Raw genomic sequence first — 17381 nt, 5'->3', positions numbered from 1 at the left:
GGCGCCGCGGAGGCCTGTCGCCACACCCAAGAACGCCGCTTGCTCCGCGGGGCGTCCTGACTATATTGCGCGCCTCCCGAGGGGAGCCCGCTCCCCTTCGTGGCGCGTGGTGAGGTGGCCGAGTGGTTGAAGGCGCACGCCTGGAACGCGTGTATAGGTGAAAGCCTATCGAGGGTTCGAATCCCTCTCTCACCGCCACCTTGTCTGCCAACCGCCCCTTCTGCCGCAGGCGTGGCCGGTCGCGTGACGGGCTCACACAGCGGCGCACGCGCGCAGCTGGCGGCTCTCAAGCCACGCGGCCGCAATTCCGACTCGATCTCGTGGTGATGCGCGGCTCGGCGTGGATCGGGGGCGGTCCTCGGATCGCCGTTGCTTGGAGAGTTCCTGTGCCGCCACTCGCAGGCCTGTTCTTCCTCGTCGGGCCGATGGCCGGGCTCGCCGCCGTCGTGCATCTGAAGAAGCCGCGGAAGGCTCCGCCGCCGGAGGCGAAGCTCAGCCCGCTGATGGCCCCGATCGCCGACACCCACGACGAGGACGGCCTGCCGAAGGCCAGCGCCATGTCGGAGTCCTGGCGCGCCAGCATCGGCCAGACGATCCAGGAGGAGGACCACAGCGCCCTCCTGGCCGAACACTACCGCAAGGCGGGGCCCCAAGGCGGCGCGCAAGGCCCACGTCACTAGGCGGATCGTATCGCGGGAGGCGACGGGACATTCCGCCGCCTCCGCGCGGCGCGGCCTTTAGAAGCTCCGCCGGACCGTGACGCCCATGGTCCGGGGCTGACCCACCTGGAAGCCCAGGCGGGCGCGGCCGCCGCGCTCGCGGTCGAAGGACAGCAGCGGGTTCTCGTCGAACACGTTGTTCACGTAGGCGACGATGTCGGTGCCGTTGTCCATCTCCACCCCTAGACTGAAGTTCACCAGCTCGTAGCTGGGCAGCTTGAGGTTCACGACCGTGGCCGCCGTGCCCGTGGCCCCGCCGAACGGCAGGCCGGAGACGAACGAGCGCGGGTTGTTCTCCTGGTCGCTCGCCTGGGTGTAGCGGCTGCCCACGTGCTGGGCCGAGACATTGATGAAGCCGTCCATGCCGGCCCGGATCGGCCGGGTGTAGGTGGCGCTGGCGGCGATCTGGAACTTCGGCACGCTGGGCAGGCGGTTGCCTTCCCGGATGCCGCCGATCACCGCGCCGGTCCCGTCGCGCACCGTCGAGTCGAACTCGGCCTCCAGAAGGCTGCCGGAGACGGAGAGGTCGAGCCCCTCTGCCACCCTTGCGGTGAACTCCGCCTCCACGCCCATGGTGTGGGCCTCGGGCACGTTGAACACCACGCGCGAGGAGCAGGAGCCGGCGTCCAGCGTCGTCTGCAGGTTCTTGATGTCGGTGTAGAAGCCTGCCGCGTTGAAGGTGACCGCGCCGAAGGTCGACTTCACGCCGGCCTCGTAGTTCCACAGCGTCTCGTCATCGTAGCTCTGGAAGCCGCCGAAGATGGCCGCGTCCTGGGGGGTGCAGAGCGGCAGGTTCAGGGGGTCGTTCACCCCGCCCAGGCGGAAGCCCTTGGCGGCTTGGGCGTTGAGGGTGATGTTCTCGCTGGCGTCGAACGAGACCAGGACGCGCGGCGTGAAGCCGTTGGAGCTCGTCTTGTCGGTCTGGTCGTCGCCGTTGGCGAACAGGCCGCCCGAGGTGAACCGCCGCTCCTCGTCGAAGTCGTAGTAGCGGCCGCCGGCGGTCACCGAGAGCCGCCCGAAGTCGTAGGTGGCCTCGCCGAAGATGGCCCGCTGCTTGATGTCGTAGGGAATGTCGGCGTTGTAGGGCGAGTTGGCCGGGAAGCCGTTGGCCACCGCCGCCGAGGTGCCGGCGCCGAGGGTGGCGTCGGTGAAGGCGTCGTAGCCGGGGGTCGGCAGGCGCTGGCCATAGACGCGGTCCACCTGCGAGTAGAAGGCGCCCACCAGCCACTGCAGCGGGCCGTCGCTGTTCGAGCTCAGCCGGACTTCCTGCGAGAACTGCTCGAGGTCGGTGCGGTCGACCAGGTTCGACGGCAGGACCACCGCCGCGGCCGGGAAGCCCAGGTCCACCGAGACGCTGCCCGACAGGGCGCTGGCGTCGCGGCTCACCAGGATGTTGCGGTCGATGTAGCTGGTGATCGACGTCAGCGTCACCGCGCCGAAGTCCGCCTCGGCGGTGAGGTCGGCGATGAAGGTCTCGTCCTCGAAGGCTTCGTCCAGCAGCAGGAACTGCTCGCGCTCGTCGAAGGTGACCGCCGGCCGGGTGGTGGTGAACGGGTTGGCGAAGAGGTTGTAGACCTCCTGCCGGTTGAAGCCGTCGGCCTCGATCTTCTGGTAGACCACGCGGGGCGTCAGGCTGAGGCTCTCGGTGGGCTGGAACAGCACCGCCAGGCGCCCGCCGGTGCGCGTGCCGTCGTTCACGTCCTCCGTGCGGCCGCCCCCCTCGCGCAGGGCGTCGATGAACCCGCCGTACTTGGTGTGGTAGGCCACCGCCCGGACCGCCATGGTCTCGGAGACGGGGATGTTCACCGCCCCCTTGAGGTGGCCGCCCATGTCATCGCCGTCCACCAGGTTGAGGTTGCCCTCGATCTGGCCCTCGAAGACGCCGATCTGCGGCTGGTTGGTGATGTAGCGGATGGTGCCGCCCACCGAGCCGGAGCCGAACAGCGTCCCCTGCGGCCCGCGCAGGGTCTCGACGCGGTTCAGGTCGAAGAGGTCGAGGTCGGGCGTGAACAGCGACAGGGAGATCACCGACTCGTCGAGGTAGACGCCCACCTGCTCCTTCACGCCGGGCTGGTCGCGGACCACCTGGCCCGCCGAGACGCCGCGGACGGAGACCTGGCTCTGGCCGGGGCCGAGGTTCTGGATCGTCAGGCCGGCGACGTTCCGCGACAGGTCCTCGAGCGTGGTCGCGCCGGAGCGCTGGATGTCTTCCTGGGTCTGGGCGTTGATCGAGAAGGGCACGTCCTGGATCGTGGTGGCCCGCTTGGTGGCGGTGACGATCACCTCCTCCACCTCGGCGGGCGTCTGGGCCAGGGCGAGCCCGGGCGCGGCCAGCAGGGCCGCCAGGGACGTGGCCGCCATCAGGCGCAGGCGTACGCGCTTCCGTTCGACGGAATGCATCTTGGTTTCCTTCCCTCTTTCACGCCGCGGGTCAGGCCCGCGACTCGGCCGAGCTTAGGCGCCCCGATTCCGGCGGCGCAACAGAACGCGGTTCGGGGAAGGCCGGGGGCCGCTCGGGTGCGGCCCCCGGGACACGGTGGTCAGCCGGTCATCTCTTCCAGTTCGCGGCCGCGGGTCTCGTGGACCATGGCGCGGACGAAGAGGAAGGAGACGGCCGCGCTGAGCGCATAGAAGCCGTAGGTCACGACGAGGCCGAGCGAGGCGGCGACCGCCGGAAAGCTGACCGAGATGGCGAAGTTGGCGATCCACTGGGCGAAGCCGGCCACCGCCAGGCCCGAGCCGCGGATCTGGTTCGGGAACATCTCGCCCAGCATGACCCACATCACCGGGCCCCAGCTCAGGTTGAAGAAGATGACGTACAGGTTCGCGGCGACGAGGGCGGTCAGCCCCCAGCCGTCGGACAGGTGCACCGCGCCGTTCACCAGGCTGGCGGTGGAGAAGGCCACGGCCATGATCCCCAGGGTCACGGCCATCCCGGCCGAGCCGATCAGCAGCAGCGGCTTGCGGCCGATGCGGTCGATGAGGCCGATGGCCGCGAAGCAGGCGAGGATGGAGAGCGAGCCGGAAAGGATGTTGATCTTCAGCGCGTCGTCCTCGGAGAAGCCCACCGACTGCCAGAGCACCGCGCCGTAGTAGAAGACCACGTTGATGCCGACGAGCTGCTGGAAGACGGCCAGGCCGATGCCGGTCCAGACGATGGGCCGAAGCTTGCCGCTGGTCTTGTCCACGAGGTCGGAAAGCTTCGGCCGGTGGTGGTCGGCGGCGAGGGAGGCGCGGATCTCCTCCACCTTGCGGCGGCCCTCGGCGGGACCGAACAGCTTCGACAGCACCGCCTCGGCCTCGCGCTCCCGGCCCTTCACGACGAGGTAGCGCGGGCTCTCCGGGATCAGCAGCAGGGTGAGCAGGAAGACGCCGGCCGGGATCACCTGCATCCAGAACATCCAGCGCCAGGCCGGATGGCCGAACCAGAACTCGGCGGTCGAGCCGCCGGCCGTGCGCGCCAGCACATAGTTGGCCACGAAGGCGCCGGTCAGGCCGGTGATGATCATGATCTGCTGCACCGAGGACAGCCGGCCGCGGATGCTCGCGGGCGTCACCTCGGAGATGTAGACCGGCGACAGCACGCTGGCCGCCCCCACCCCCAGACCGCCGATGAAGCGGGCCACGATGAACACCGCCGAGGTGTCGGCCGCGCCGGTGCCGAGCGCGCTCAGGATGAACAGCACGGCGGCCAGCATCATCACCGTGCGCCGGCCGATGCGGTCGGCCAGGCGGCCGGCGATGAAGGCTCCGACGGCGCAGCCGATCAGGATCGCCCCGACGTTGAAGCCGGTGCCCAGCTTGGACAGGTGGAAGGCGCTTTCGAGCCCCTCCTGGGTGCCATTGATCACGCCGCTGTCGTAGCCGAACATGAACCCGCCGATGGTCGCGACGGCGACGATGGCGGCGATGAAGGCCATGTTGACGCGGGCGGCCTCCCCGCTCAGGCCGGCGGGCGTCGCCGGCGCATTCCCTGTGGTGGTCACTGACGCCTCCTGGGCGGGCCTCTCGGGGCCCTGGTTTCCTCGTGATGCCCGGCGGTTCTGCGCCGCCGGATCAGGTCAGACGCTGATTGATAGCGCTATCATCGTCAAGCCAAATGCTGGTGTTCGCCGAGCTAGTGGTTGTGCCGCGGAGTCTTGGCGGCGACGCCCCGATACTTGAGCGCCATCTCCATCACCCCGCCGTCGGCGAGCTGGCCGGTCTTCTCGCGGTAGATCTCCTCCCACGGGGTGTGGCTCTCCGGGATCGGCGGCGGACCTTCGGCCTTGCGCCGGGCGATCTCGGCCTCATCCACGACCGCGTCGCAGCGCCCGGCGTTCAGGTCGATGCGGATCAGGTCGCCGGTGCGCAGCCAGGCGAGCCCGCCGCCCGCCGCGCTCTCGGGCGAGGCGTTGAGGATCGAGGGACTGTCGGACGTGCCCGACTGGCGGCCATCCCCGAGGGTGGGCAGGCTCATGACTCCTTTTTGGATCAGAGCGTCGGGCGGCTGCATGTTCACCACCTCGGCCGAGCCCGGCCAGCCCAGCGGGCCCGAGCCGCGGATCACCAGGATCGTCCGCTCGTCGATCCCGAGCGCCGGGTCGTTGATCCGGTGGTGGTAGTCGTCGGAGCCGTCGAATACGACGGCGCGCCCCTCGAAGACCCCTTCCCGGCCGGGTTCCGACAGGTAGCGGGCGCGGAAGTCCTCGCTGATCACGCTGGTCTTCATGATCGCGAAGTCGAACAGGTTGCCCTTCAGCACCAGGAACCCCGCGCGCGCCTTGAGGGGCGCATCGTAGGGCGTGATCACCTCGCGGTCGCGGGCCTCGCGGCCCTCCAGGTTCTGCGCCAGCGGCTTGCCGGTCACCGTCAGGCAGTCGCCGTCGAGCTTGCCGGCCCTGAGCAGTTCCCACAGCACGGCGGGGACGCCGCCGGCGCGGTGGAACCGCTCGCCCAGGTACTTGCCGGCCGGCTGCATGTTGACCAGCAGCGGGATGTCGTAGCCGTGGACCATCCAGTCGTCGTGGCTCACCTCGACGCCGGCGTGGCGCGCCATCGCGACGATGTGCGGCTGGGCGTTGGACGAGCCGCCGAGCGCGCTCACCGCTCGGATGGCGTTCAGGAAGCTGGCCCGCGTCAGGATCTTCGAGGGCCGCAGGTCCTCATACGCCATCTCGACGATCCGGCGGCCGGTCTCGTAGGCCATCTGTCCGCGCTCGCGGTAGGGCGCGGGGATGGCCGCGCAGCCGGGGAGCGACAGGCCGAGCGCCTCGGCGACGGCGTTCATGGTCGAGGCGGTGCCCATGGTGTTGCAGTGGCCGGCGGAGGGGGCGCTGTCGGCGGCGCGGCGCAGGAACTCGGCCTCGTCGATCTCGCCGGCGGCGAGCTTGCGGCGCGAGCGCCAGATCACCGTGCCCGAGCCCACCAGTTCGCCCTCGTGCCAGCCGTCCAGCATCGGGCCGCCGGAGAGGACGATGGCAGGGATGTCGACGGTGGAGGCCGCCATGATCCCGCTGGGCGTGGTCTTGTCGCAGCCGGTGGTCAGCACCACCGCATCTATGGGGTAGCCGTAGAGCACCTCGGTGAGGCCGAGGTAGGCGAAATTCCGGTCGAGCGCGGCCGTCGGCCGGCGGCAGTTCTCGAAGATCGGATGGACCGGGAACTCCATCGGGATCCCGCCGGCGTCGCGGATGCCGTCGCGCACCCGGCGGGCGAGGTCCAGGTGGATTCGGTTGCACGGCGACAGGTCGGAGCCCGTTTGCGCGATGCCGATGATCGGCTTGCCGCCGGTCAGTTCTTCCGGGGTGATCCCGTAGTTCATGAAGCGCTCTAGATAGAGCGCCGTCATGTCGGAGCGGCCGGGGGCGGCGAACCACTCGCGCGAGCGGAACGGCCGAACGGGGGTGCGATCAGGCATGGCGGACTTCGTGCTGCGGCAGGCCCGCCACGTCCACCCGGAAGCTGAACAGGCCGCCGGCCAGGGGCTGCGCGTCGCGCTCGGCCTTGGAGAGACCCTTCCAGGCGGTGGTGGCGTAGACGGTCTTCAGGTCGTCGCCGCCGAAAGCCAGCTTGGTGATGTTGGCCACCGGGAAGCGCACCTTCTCGATCAGCTTGCCGTCGGGGGCGTAGCGCCGGACGTGCCAGCCGGCGAACAGGCCGGTCCAGATGCAGCCCTCGGCGTCGACCGCCGGGCCGTCGGGATAGCCCTCATCCACCTTGGCGAAGACGCGCTTGTTCGAGAGGTCGCCGCCGGGCGACAGGTCGAAGGCGTAGATCACCTTCTTCAGCGTGTCGGTGTGGTAGAGCGTCCGTCCGTCGGGGCTGACCGCCGGGCCGTTTGTGATGCAGTAGCCGGTGTCGCAGCGCACCAGACCGCGGCCGTCCAGGCGGTAGAGCGCGCCAGTGAGGTTGGTCTCGCCGTCGTGCATCGAGCCGAACCAGAGCCGGCCCTGGCCGTCGACGAAGCCGTCGTTCAGGCGGTTGTCGAGGCTGGCGTCCTCGACCGAGGTCATCAGCTCGAACCGTCCGCTGCGGGGATCGAAGCGGTGCAGCCCGGTCTTCAGGCCGGCGATCCAGCCACCGTCGGAGACAGGCGCGATGAACCCCGGCTGGGCGGGGGCGGCCCAGCTCCACGCCGCGCCCGTCGCCGGCTCGAAGCGGTGGATCCGCAGCCCCTTTATGTCCACGAACCAGAGCGCGTCATCGGCGGACCGCCAGACCGGGCCTTCGCCGAGCTCGGCGTCGGCGGTGAAGACGCATTGCGGTTCGTCGATCGCGCTCATCGCCAGCCTGCGTCGATCCAGTACTCGTGGCCGGTGCAGAACCGGGCGTCGTCCGAGGACAGGAACAGCACCAGGGCGGCCACGTCCCTGGGCTCGATCCGCCCCTTGAGGCACTGCTGGGCGACGATCTCGGCCTCGCCTTCCGGCGTGTACCACTTCATCTGCCGCGGGGTCTTCACATTGCCCGGCGCGATGCAGGTGACGCGGATGCCATCGGGGCCGAGCTCGCGGGCGAGCGCCCGGGTCATGCCCTCGATGCCGGCCTTGGCGGTCTCGTAGAGCACCAGGTCCGGCAGGCCGAGGTGCCAGGAGATCGAGCCGAAGTTGATGATCGCCCCGCCGCCGGCCTTCTTCATGCCGTCCACCACCGCCTTGGTGCAGAACAGCATGTGCCGCAGGTTCACCGCCATCCGGTCGTCAAAGTATGCGGGCGTGACCTCATCCAGGCTGTGGCGGTCGTCGTTGCCGGCGTTGTTCACCAGCACGTGCACGGGGCCGATCTTGTCGAAGCACGCGGCGATGGCGTCGGCGTCCTTCAGATCGCAGCGGTGGAACACCGGCTGGATCGGCGACACCTCCAGCGCCTTGACGAGGGCCTCGGACTCCTCCGTCAGGACGTCCAGGAAGTGCACCTCCGCGCCCTGGCCGGCGAACGCCTCCACGAGGCCCTTGCCGATGCCGGAGCCGCCGCCGGTGATCACCACCCGTTTGCCTTTCAGGCTCGGGTAGATCGCCCCCTGCCCCGCGGCGGCGACGTCCGCATTCACGTCCGCCATCACGCCCATGAGTAAGCCGTCTTGGTCTGGGTGTAGAACTCGACGGCCGCGAAGCCCTGCTCGCGCGGCCCGTAGCTGGACTTTTTGATGCCGCCGAACGGCACGTGGTAGTCGACGCCCGCGGTGGGCAGGTTGACCATGACCATTCCGGCCTTCGCTCTCCTCTGGAAGTCCCTGGCGTATTTGAGCGAGGTCGTGACGATCCCGGCCGACAGGCCGAAGTCGCCGTCGTTGGCAACCGCCAGCGCCTCGTCGTAGTCCTTCACGCGAACGGTGGAGGCCACGGGCCCGAACACCTCCTCACAGTTGATCGTCATGTCTTTGTGGGTGTCGGCGATCAGCGTCGGCTGGACGTACCAGCCGGGGTTGTCGAGCTTCAGCCGCCCGCCGCCGGTGACGATGCGGCCGCCCTCCGACTTGGCGATGTCGATGTAGCGATAGCTGGTCTCCATCTGCGACTCGCTCACCGCCGGGCCCATCTGGGTGTTCGGGTCGAGCGCGTCGCCGACCCGAAGGCTGGCGACCTTCTCGGCCAGGGCGGCGACGAAGCGGTCGTGGATGCCGTCCTGCACGATGATCCGGCTCGACGCGGTGCAGCGCTGGCCGGTGGCGTAGAAGGAGCCGTCCAGGGCCACCATGACCGCGCGGTCGATGTCGGCGTCGTCCAGGATGACCAGCGGGTTCTTGCCGCCCATCTCGAGCTGCAGGCGGGCCTGGCGGGCCACGGCGGCGTTGGCCACCGTCGCGCCCACGCCCTGGGAGCCGGTGAACGAGATGCCGTCCACGTCGCGGTGCTCCACCAGCTTCGCGCCCATCTGGCCGGGTCCGAAGATCATGTTGAAGACGCCGGCCGGCGCGCCGCACTCCCAGATGATCTCGGCGAGCGCCGCCGCCGTCGCGGGCGTCGGGCCCGCCGGTTTCAGGACCACGGTATTGCCGAACGCGAGCGCCGGCGCGGTCTTCCACGCCGGGATGGCGATGGGGAAGTTCCATGGGGTGATCAGGCCATAGACGCCGACCGCCTGGCGATAGGTCTGGATCTCGACGCCGGGCCGCACCGAGTCGAGGTTCTGCCCGTGGCGGCGGAGCGCCTCGCCGGCGAAGTACTTGAAGATGCGGCCCGCGCGGACGGTCTCGCCGACGCCCTCGGGAAGGGTCTTGCCCTCTTCCCGCGACAGCAGCCGGCCGATCTCTTCGCGGCGCTTCAGGATGGTGTCGCCCACCTTGTCCAGCAGGTCGGAACGGACCTCCGGCGAGGCGTCGGCCCAGGCGGGGAACGCCTGGCGGGCGGCCGCCACCGCGGCGTCCACCTCGGCCTCGCCGCCCTTCGGCACTTGGGCGACGACCTCGTTGGTGTTGGACGGGTTGCGGCTCTCGTCGGGGGCGTCGGCGCCCACCCTCTCGCCGCCGATATACTGGGGTAGGGTCTGGGTCATCGTGCGGCCTCCGCCGAAAGCAGGCCGCGTCCGGCCAGGTTACGCATCAGGTCGGCGATGCCGAAGCTCCACGGCGGGGCCGCCTTCGAGGTCGTCACCTCGTTCTCGAGAACGCCCAGCCGGGGGCTGGCGACGCGCACCACGTCGCCCGGCTTGTGCGTGAACCCCAGGCCCGGGGTGTCGCGGTCCTGGGTCGGCGCGAACAGGGTGCCGAGGAACAGGGCGAAGCCGTCCGGATACTGGTGCTCGCTCAGGGCCTGGCGGACCAGCTCCAGAGGATCGCGGCTGATCTCGCTCATCAGGCTGCGCCCCTCCAGGCGGTAGTTGTCCTTGCCCTGGATGGTCAGCTCGACCTCGGCCGAGCGCACGTCGTCAACGGTGAAGCGGTCGTCGAACAGCCGGATCAGCGGGCCGAGCGCGCAGGAGGCGTTGTTGTCCTTCGCCTTGCCGAGCAGCAGCGCGCTGCGGCCCTCGAAGTCGCGCAGGTTCACGTCGTTGCCGAGGGTCGCGCCCAGCGCGCGGCCGGCGCCGTCGCAGACCAGCACCACCTCCGGCTCGGGGTTGTTCCAGGCGCTGTCGGAGCGCACGCCGATCTGGGCGCCGTGGCCCACGGCCGACAGGACGGGAGCCTTGGTGAAGATCTCCGCGTCGGGTCCGATCGCCACCTCGAGGTACTGTGACCAGAGCCCGTCGGCGATCAGCGCCGCCTTCAGGCGCTGCGCCGCCTCGGAGCCCGGCTGCACCGAGCGGATGTCGGCGCCGACCCGCTCGCGCAGGTCGCCGCGAATGGCTTCCGCCTTGGCCGCGTCGCCGCGCGCGCGCTCCTCGATCACCCGCTCGACCGCTGAGACGGCGAAGGTCACGCCGGCCGCCTTCACGCACTGCAGGTCGACCGGGGCCAGGAGCGGCCGGGCCGCGAAGTCGAAGTCCGCCACGACGCCCAGATCGGCGCCGCCGGGCGCCTCGCCGGTCCAGCGGTCCAGAAGCTCGGAGACGGTGGGCGCGAAGGCGGAGACGTCGACGACACGGCCGTGGCGGACCAGGATCGGGGTCGGACCCTGCGGCGTCTGGATGCGCCCCACCAGGAGCGCGTCCCGCCAGTCAACAGGCAGCCATGTCGCCGGACTCGTGGCGCCCCCAACCATTGGTCTGACCTCCCTTGATTTTTGGTAGCGCTATCAATCAGAGTGCTCCGCTGTCAAGGCGAACACGCCGACGGGAGGATCATTCAATGAAAGATGCGGTACGCCGCTGGGCGTTTCGGCTGGGCGCGCTGGCTCTATCGGCCGCTTTCAGCCTCACGCCCGCCGCCGCCCAGCCGAAGCCGGAACGATGGGTCGGCGCCTGGGCCTCGTCGCAGCAGATCCCCGAGCCGCGCAACGCCCTGCCGGAGGAGGACCTCAACGACGCCACGCTGCGCCAGGTGGTCAGAGTCTCCGTCGGCGGCTCCAGAATCCGCATTCGTCTGTCCAACGCCTTCGGGACGGAGCCGCTGACCTTTTCCGCCGTTCGGGTGGCGCGGCCGCTCACCGCCGGATCGCCCCGCATCGACGCGGCCACCGACCGGGCGGTCACCTTCAACGGGCGGGCCGAAGTCACCGTGCCGGCCGGCGCGGACTACTTCTCCGATCCCGTGACCTTCGTGGTGCGGCCGCTCGAGCGCATCGCCGTCACCGTCCACCTCCCTCGCGCCCCCGCCCGGCAGACCAGCCACCCAGGTTCGCGCACCACCTCGTGGACCGCGCACGGCCGGCATGTCTCGGCCGTCGACCTGCCGGGCGCCAACCCGGTGGTCCACTGGTACCAGTTGGCCGGGGTGGACGTGCCGGCCCAGCCGCGCAGCGCCGCCATCGTGACCTTCGGCGACTCGATCACCGACGGCTTCGGCGTGGGGCCGGACCGGGACGAGCGGTGGCCCGATTTCCTCGCCGAGCGCCTGCAGGCGGATCCGCGCACGCGGCATCTCAGCGTCCTGAATCACGGCATCGGCGGTAACCGCCTGCTGAAGGACGAACTCGGCCCGAACGGCCTCGCCCGCTTCGACCGCGACGTGCTCTCCCAGCCGGGCGTGCGCTATCTCGTGGTGCTGATCGGGGTGAACGACCTCGGCGCCCTCACCCAGCGGACGACCGCCACGCCGGAGGACCACGCCCGTCTCGTGCGGGATATGATCGGCGGCTACGGGCAGCTCGTGGCGCGCGCCCGGGCCAAGGGCGTCAAGGTGATCGGCGCCACGATCCTCCCGTTCATGGGCACGCCGGTCTACACCCCCACCGCCGCCAACGAGGCCGATCGGCAGGCGCTGAACGCCTGGATCCGCACGCCCGGCGCCTTCGATGCGGTGATCGACTTCGATGCGGTGATGCGCGACCCGGTCCGGCCCGAACGCCTTCGCCCGGATCTCGACTCCGGCGACCATCTGCACCCCTCGATCGCCGGCTACCGCTTGATGGCCGGCGCCGTGCCGCTCTCGGAGTTCCGCCCATGAAGGCCTGGATCGCGCTGACGGCCGCCCTGCTCGCCACGCCCGCGGCGGCCCAGGACGTGGCGCTCACCTTCGACGACCTTCCGGTGCATGCCGACCTGCCCGCCGGCGAGACGCGGCTGGGCGTCCTGGCGCGGATCGTGGGCGCCCTGGCCGACGCCGGCGCGCCCCCCAGCTACGGCTTCATCAACGGCGGTGGCCAGGCCGAGCGCGGCGGCGCCGAGGCGCTGCGCGTCTGGCGCGCGGCCGGTCATCCCGTGGGCAACCACACCTGGTCGCACCAGCGCCTGACCGAGGCCGCCGGCTTCGAGGCCGAGGTGGTCCGCAACGAGGCGACGCTGAAGGCGCTCGGCGGCGACTGGCGCTGGTTCCGCTATCCGTTCTTGGACGAAGGCGCGACGCCGCAATTGCGCACCGCCGCCCGCCGGATCCTGGCGGCGCGCGGCTATCGTGTGGCGAGCGTCACCCTGACCTTCGACGACTGGGCCTGGAACGGCGCCTATGCGCGCTGCCTCGCCAAAGGCGACACGGCGGAGGTCGCGCGCCTGGAAGCGGGCTTCCTCGCCGCCGCCGACGACAGTCTGACCCGCGCGAAGGCCATGTCCCGCCAGCTCTACGGCCGCGAGATCCCGCTCGTCCTGCTGATGCATGTGGGCGCCTTCGACGCGCGCATGCTGCCGCGCCTGCTGGCGCTGTACCGCGAGCGCGGCGTCCGCCTCGTCAGCCTGCCCGAGGCCATGGCGGACCCGTTCTACAAGGACGAGTTGAAGGCGGCCGGGACGCCGGCGCCGGCCACCCTCGAGGACGCCTTCGCCGCCCGGGGCCTCGCTGCGCCGCCGACGACCTGGTCCGCCGCCGCGCTCGAGCCGGTCTGCGGCTAGCGGCGCTTCGGCGGGCCGTCCGACTCCCGGCGGATGAGGGCGAAGTCCAGCACCGCGTGCGGATGCTTGGGCGTCTCGCCCGCCCGCCGGCTGCGGATCTCCTCCACCAGCAGGTCCACAGCCTCCCGCGACATTTCGGCCACGGGCTGGCGGATGGTGGTCAGCTCCGGCCAGATGGTGGTGGCGAGCGCGGTGTCGTCGTAGCCGCACACGGTCAGGTCGGCGGGGACGTCCAGGTGCCGGCGATGGGCCACGGCGACGGTGGCCGCCGCCATGTCGTCGTTGCTGGCGAAGATGGCCGTGGGCGGATCCTCGAGGCCGAGCAGCTCGTCCGCCGCCTCCAGGCCCGATCTGTAGGTGAAGTAGCCCTGGACAATCAGCTTGGGGTCGACCGGCACGCCGGCCTCCTCCAGCGCCGCCACATAGCCCTCGCGCCGCTGCTCGCTGGCGGTCTGGTTGGGGTGGCCCTTGATGAACCCGATCCGTCGGTGACCGAGCCGCAGGATGTGGCGCGTCATCTCGCGCGCGGCGGCGAAGTCGTCGATGCGCACCGCGGCGGCGTCCGGCGGCGGCTGGCCGGTCGCCACGGCGACCGCCGGGATCTTGCTGGCCGCCAGCACGCGGACGATCACCTCGGAGTCGCAGAGCGGCGGCGGCAGGATCAGCCCGTCGATCCCAGAGGCCACCAGCTTCTCGGCGGCGGCCTTCTCGCCCCCCTCCACATCGCACTTCTCGACAATGAGCTGGATGTTGGCCCGGCTGCACTGGTCGAGACCGCCCACCAGGAACTCGCTGAGGTAGGCCGCCGAGGGGTTCGAGTAGAGCAGGCCCAGCCGGATCAAGTCCGCTCCGGCCAGGCTGCGGGCGGCCGGGTTCGGCTGGTAGTTGAGGTCGCGGATGGCCGCGTTCACCGCCTCCCGCGTCGCCTCGCGGACGTTCTTCTCGCCGTTGATCACCCGCGAGACGGTCATCGGCGAGACACCCGCGCGGCGGGCTACGTCGTGGATCGTCAGCGAACCCCTCTGACGGCGTGCAGTCTTCGTCTCCAACCAAGAGCCTCCCGGGCGCACCGCCCATACAGGTGTTTGTCCCAGCGCGAGGCCGACCTCAAGCCCGCGCAGCGGCCCGTCCCCAGCCATCAAGTATTGGTCAGACCAAAACCTCAGGAGCGGTCAGACCGTATTGACAGCAAAGAACTGACCTAGTACCACTGTCAATGTGACCGCTATCATAGCGGAGTACTCGGGCGGCCCCCAAGACTTTCCGTAAGCCGGACCGGCCAAAGGCCCTCCGTGGCGTATCCGCGCAAATAAACAAGAAGTGCGTGCCGAGCACACACATAGGGGAAGAAACCATGGATACTTCGAGACAGAAGCAGTCTGCGCGCGTCAAAGCGCTGCTGCTCGGCGCCACGTTCCTGTCGGGCGCGATCGCGACTGAGGCCCATGCTCAGACCACTGGCCAGACCTCTGGAGAGGTCGAGGAGGTGGTCGTCACCGGCTATCGCCGCAGCTTGCAGCAGTCCACCGAGGCGAAGCGCGAGTCCACGATCATCCAGGACTCCATCTTCGCGGAGGACATCGGCAAGTTCCCGGACACCAACCTCGCCGAGTCGCTCAACCGCGTGCCGGGCGTGCAGCTCTCGCGCGAGGTCACCGGCGAGGGCCTGCAGATCGCCATCCGCGGCCTGGGCACCAACTTCACGAAAGTCCTGCTGAACGGCAATCAAATCGCCGTGGCGTCGACCGGCCGCCTGGACGCCCAGAGCCAGAACCGCGAAGTCGACCTCGACATGTTCCCCACCGAGCTGTTCAGCCGGCTCGACGTGAACAAGACGCCCACCGCCAGCATGCTCGAAGGCGGTGTTTCCGGCACGGTCAACATGCGCAGCGCGCGGCCCTTCGACTACAATGGCCGCCAGCTCACCTACTCCCTGCAGGGCAGTTACAACACCCTCGCCGAAAAGTGGGGGCCGCGGGGCTCGATCCTGGCCAGCGAGACCTTCGACACCGGAATGGGCGAGTTCGGGGTGCTGCTCGGCTTCGCCGGCGCGCGGACCCACGTGAAGACCGAGGGCTTCGAGTCCATCGGCTGGTCCAACGCCAACATCAGTTGCACTGGCTGCAACATCTACGGCGGCAACAACTTCAACTTCGCCTCGACGGTGCCGGCCGGCGTGACCCTGCCCGGCCGCCCGGTCGGCTCGCCGCTCACCAACGCCGACCTGCTGGCCCTGAACCCGGGCCTGACCCTGCAGCAGCTCTCCGACGCAATGATCCCGCGCCTCGGCCGACCAGCTTACACCGATGGCCAGCGCGACCGCTACTCGGGCCTGATCTCGCTGGAGTACCGGCCGACCGAGAACCTCAACTTCTACTTCGACACCCTGCTCGGCCGCGGCATCCGGAAATTCGATCGGGTCGACATCAACTGGGTGGGCCGCAATTCGAACTTCATGGTCCCGACCGGCCTGCAGGTGGACGAGAACTTCGTCGTCACCGAAGGGACCTTCCTGAACTCGCAGTTCTTCCTGGAAGCCCGGCCGTACCACGAGAAGGTCAACTTCTTTAACCTCAACCCGGGGTTCACCTACCGCTACAACGACTTCCTGCGCTTCGACGGCCAGTTCAACATGTCGAAGAGCCAGTTCCTGCGGGAAAGCCCGACCATCCTGTTCAACACCCCGCTCGGGCAGGGGATCGACGTCGAGTACAGCAATCCCGGCGAGCCGTTCCCGGACATCGCCACCAACGCGAACCTCAACGATCCCAACCTGGGTTGGACCTGGGCCGGCGGCGGTCGGGTGAACATTCAGAACGAGCGGCGGGTGACGAAGACCAAGGCCGCCCACTTCAACGTGCTGTTCGGCGAGGAGGACGGCGTCAACGTCCGCGGCGGCGTCGCCTGGGACCAGGCGAGCCGCAGCATCATCGCCCAGGACAACACCGCCCGCTGGCAGCAGCTCGTCTGCGGCGGCGGCGGGACGTTCCAGCCTGTCCCGGCCCCGCAGCCGCCGTGCAACGGGCAGGCCGGCTCGGCCGTGCCAAGCTCGGCGATCGGCAGCTACCTGCGGCCGGGCCCCTACGGCTTCGTGGCGGTGGACTACGACCGCTTCTTCGGCGCCACCAACTACTCCGAGCTCGCCTCGACGGCGCCGTTCTCCGCCTCGGCCAACACCGGCACGCGCTCCGGGATCATCCAGGAGGAGACGCTCGGCGCCTTCGTCGAGCTGAATGGCCGCGCCGACCTCGGCCCCTGGGAGCTGCGGTTCAACGGCGGCGTCCGCTACGTCTCCACGGACCAGGACATCACCGGCCCGGTGACCTTCACGATCGGAAACACCCAGACGACCGAGTTCCAGCGCCGGGACAGCCGCTACGACGCTTACCTCCCGTCGTTCAACGCGGTCCTGAAGGTGCGGGACGACGTGAACCTGCGGCTGTCGGCCTCGCGGACTCTGACCCGGCCGAACCCCGCCGACATGCTGCCCGGCACCAGCTTCTCGGACCCCTCGGCCCAGGAAGCCACCCAGGGCAACCCGAACCTCACCCCGTTCTTCTCCAACAACTTCGACATCGGCGCGGAGTGGTACACTGGCGCCGAGGGCTACATCGGGATCGTCGGCTTCAACAAGCAGATCACCGGGTGGACGCAGAACGGGACCAACACCATCCCATTCAGCGAGCTGGGCATCCCGTTCGACGCCCTGACCCCGCTGCAGCAGACGGCCATCAACAACCGCGGCGGCCCGAACGCGGCCACGGTGACGGTGCGCCAGCAGGTGAACGTCGGCGGCACGCTGACCATCCGCGGCTTCGAGGTGAATTGGGTCCAGCCGCTCAGCTTCCTGCTGGACGGCCTCGGCTTCCAGGCCAACTACACCCGCATCTACCAGTCCGCGTCAGGCGCGGGCGCGCCGCCGGTGGCTGTGGGCGTGTCGCCCTACACCTACAACATCACGGGCTACTACGATCACGGGCCGGCCTCGATCCGCGTGTCGTACGTCTACAACGCCAAGCAGATCGGCTCCCCGGGTCCGGAGAACGGCATCAACCTGCCGAACCCCGACGGCGGACCGGCCATCCCAGGCCGCTTCCAGAACGACGCCTACGGCCAGTGGGACCTGTCGGCCGGCTACGAGCTCGAGTGGCTGCCGACCTCGCCGCGCCTGACGCTGGACGTCATCAACATCACCAAAGAGGACCAGCGCACGGCCTTCGTCTGGCCGAACGCCACCCAGTCCTTCTACAGCGGCAGCCGGACCTTCCTGATCGGCATCCGCGGACAGTTCTGACGAGCTACTTTTCTCCCGTCCCCCAG

11 protein-coding genes, 1 tRNA gene and 1 pseudogene are annotated in these 17381 nt (G+C 69.6%); 5 read left to right on the top strand and 8 right to left on the bottom strand.

What is annotated here, in order from left to right:
- Nucleotides 1-108 precede the first annotated feature (108 nt).
- Nucleotides 109-198: transfer RNA gene (locus tag ACE3Q8_RS12820), tRNA-Ser, on the top strand.
- Between the two features lie 188 nt (nucleotides 199-386).
- Nucleotides 387-680 carry a hypothetical protein gene (locus ACE3Q8_RS12815; RefSeq protein ID WP_374470663.1) on the top strand — a complete coding sequence of 98 codons (294 nt, stop codon included), beginning with the start codon at nucleotides 387-389 and terminating at the stop codon, nucleotides 678-680.
- Nucleotides 681-737: 57 nt separating this feature from the next.
- Here ACE3Q8_RS12815 and ACE3Q8_RS12810 read toward each other — a convergent pair whose 3' ends face one another.
- The 7 genes and pseudogenes from ACE3Q8_RS12810 to ACE3Q8_RS12780 form a co-directional block, all read right to left on the bottom strand.
- A complete protein-coding gene (locus tag ACE3Q8_RS12810; protein ID WP_374470662.1) occupies nucleotides 738-3119 on the bottom strand; it encodes a TonB-dependent receptor in 2382 nt (793 codons plus the stop codon).
- A gap of 140 nt (nucleotides 3120-3259) precedes the next feature.
- Nucleotides 3260-4714: pseudogene (locus ACE3Q8_RS12805) on the bottom strand (sugar porter family MFS transporter); the annotation flags it as partial.
- A 122-nt stretch (nucleotides 4715-4836) separates the two neighbouring features.
- Nucleotides 4837-6618: an IlvD/Edd family dehydratase gene (locus ACE3Q8_RS12800; RefSeq protein ID WP_374470661.1), complete on the bottom strand. Its 1782-nt coding sequence runs from the start codon at nucleotides 6616-6618 to the stop codon at nucleotides 4837-4839.
- A complete protein-coding gene (locus tag ACE3Q8_RS12795) occupies nucleotides 6611-7483 on the bottom strand; it encodes an SMP-30/gluconolactonase/LRE family protein (protein ID WP_374470660.1) in 873 nt (290 codons plus the stop codon). Before ACE3Q8_RS12795 ends, ACE3Q8_RS12800 begins: the two co-directional genes overlap by 8 nt.
- On the bottom strand, nucleotides 7480-8259 hold the full coding sequence (locus ACE3Q8_RS12790) for an SDR family NAD(P)-dependent oxidoreductase (RefSeq protein WP_374470743.1): 780 nt from the start codon (nucleotides 8257-8259) through the stop codon (nucleotides 7480-7482). Before ACE3Q8_RS12790 ends, ACE3Q8_RS12795 begins: the two co-directional genes overlap by 4 nt.
- Nucleotides 8259-9695, bottom strand: a complete 1437-nt coding sequence (locus ACE3Q8_RS12785; protein WP_374470659.1) for an aldehyde dehydrogenase family protein — start codon at nucleotides 9693-9695, stop codon at nucleotides 8259-8261. Before ACE3Q8_RS12785 ends, ACE3Q8_RS12790 begins: the two co-directional genes overlap by 1 nt.
- Nucleotides 9692-10840, bottom strand: coding sequence for a fumarylacetoacetate hydrolase family protein (locus ACE3Q8_RS12780; protein ID WP_374470658.1), 1149 nt, complete (start codon nucleotides 10838-10840; stop codon nucleotides 9692-9694). The genes ACE3Q8_RS12785 and ACE3Q8_RS12780 overlap by 4 nt, the downstream gene beginning before the upstream one ends.
- Nucleotides 10841-10926: 86 nt before the next feature.
- On the opposite strand from ACE3Q8_RS12780, the gene ACE3Q8_RS12775 reads away from it, so the two are divergent.
- Together ACE3Q8_RS12775 and ACE3Q8_RS12770 are read left to right on the top strand one after the other, a co-directional pair.
- The gene (locus ACE3Q8_RS12775; RefSeq protein WP_374470657.1) at nucleotides 10927-12183 is read left to right on the top strand and encodes an SGNH/GDSL hydrolase family protein; all 1257 of its coding nucleotides are present in this window, start codon (nucleotides 10927-10929) and stop codon (nucleotides 12181-12183) included.
- Nucleotides 12180-13061: a polysaccharide deacetylase family protein gene (locus ACE3Q8_RS12770; protein ID WP_374470656.1), complete on the top strand. Its 882-nt coding sequence runs from the start codon at nucleotides 12180-12182 to the stop codon at nucleotides 13059-13061. Before ACE3Q8_RS12775 ends, ACE3Q8_RS12770 begins: the two co-directional genes overlap by 4 nt.
- Here ACE3Q8_RS12770 and ACE3Q8_RS12765 read toward each other — a convergent pair.
- Nucleotides 13058-14110 carry a LacI family DNA-binding transcriptional regulator gene (locus ACE3Q8_RS12765; protein WP_374470655.1) on the bottom strand — a complete coding sequence of 351 codons (1053 nt, stop codon included), beginning with the start codon at nucleotides 14108-14110 and terminating at the stop codon, nucleotides 13058-13060. The two genes, ACE3Q8_RS12770 and ACE3Q8_RS12765, sit on opposite strands and share 4 nt — an antisense overlap.
- 305 nt (nucleotides 14111-14415) lie before the next feature.
- Between ACE3Q8_RS12765 and ACE3Q8_RS12760 the strand changes: the two genes are divergently transcribed.
- A complete protein-coding gene (locus ACE3Q8_RS12760) occupies nucleotides 14416-17355 on the top strand; it encodes a TonB-dependent receptor (protein ID WP_374470654.1) in 2940 nt (979 codons plus the stop codon).
- Nucleotides 17356-17381: the final 26 nt, after the last annotated feature.

This window comes from Phenylobacterium sp., from assembly GCF_041913825.1.
GTDB lineage: Bacteria > Pseudomonadota > Alphaproteobacteria > Caulobacterales > Caulobacteraceae > Phenylobacterium.
Note: the sequence above shows the minus strand (reverse complement) of the source record. Positions and strands in the feature narration are given on the sequence as shown.

Excerpts from the sequence above, each read along its gene's own strand:
- ACE3Q8_RS12810 (WP_374470662.1), bottom strand. The coding sequence starts at position 3,119 with ATGCATTCCGTCGAACGGAAGCGCGTACGCCTGCGCCTGATGGCGGCC.
- ACE3Q8_RS12800 (WP_374470661.1), bottom strand. The coding sequence starts at position 6,618 with ATGCCTGATCGCACCCCCGTTCGGCCGTTCCGCTCGCGCGAGTGGTTC.
- ACE3Q8_RS12795 (WP_374470660.1), bottom strand. The coding sequence starts at position 7,483 with ATGAGCGCGATCGACGAACCGCAATGCGTCTTCACCGCCGACGCCGAG.
- ACE3Q8_RS12790 (WP_374470743.1), bottom strand. The coding sequence starts at position 8,259 with ATGGCGGACGTGAATGCGGACGTCGCCGCCGCGGGGCAGGGGGCGATC.
- ACE3Q8_RS12785 (WP_374470659.1), bottom strand. The coding sequence starts at position 9,695 with ATGACCCAGACCCTACCCCAGTATATCGGCGGCGAGAGGGTGGGCGCC.
- ACE3Q8_RS12780 (WP_374470658.1), bottom strand. The coding sequence starts at position 10,840 with ATGGTTGGGGGCGCCACGAGTCCGGCGACATGGCTGCCTGTTGACTGG.
- ACE3Q8_RS12775 (WP_374470657.1), top strand. The coding sequence starts at position 10,927 with ATGAAAGATGCGGTACGCCGCTGGGCGTTTCGGCTGGGCGCGCTGGCT.
- ACE3Q8_RS12770 (WP_374470656.1), top strand. The coding sequence starts at position 12,180 with ATGAAGGCCTGGATCGCGCTGACGGCCGCCCTGCTCGCCACGCCCGCG.
- ACE3Q8_RS12760 (WP_374470654.1), top strand. The coding sequence starts at position 14,416 with ATGGATACTTCGAGACAGAAGCAGTCTGCGCGCGTCAAAGCGCTGCTG.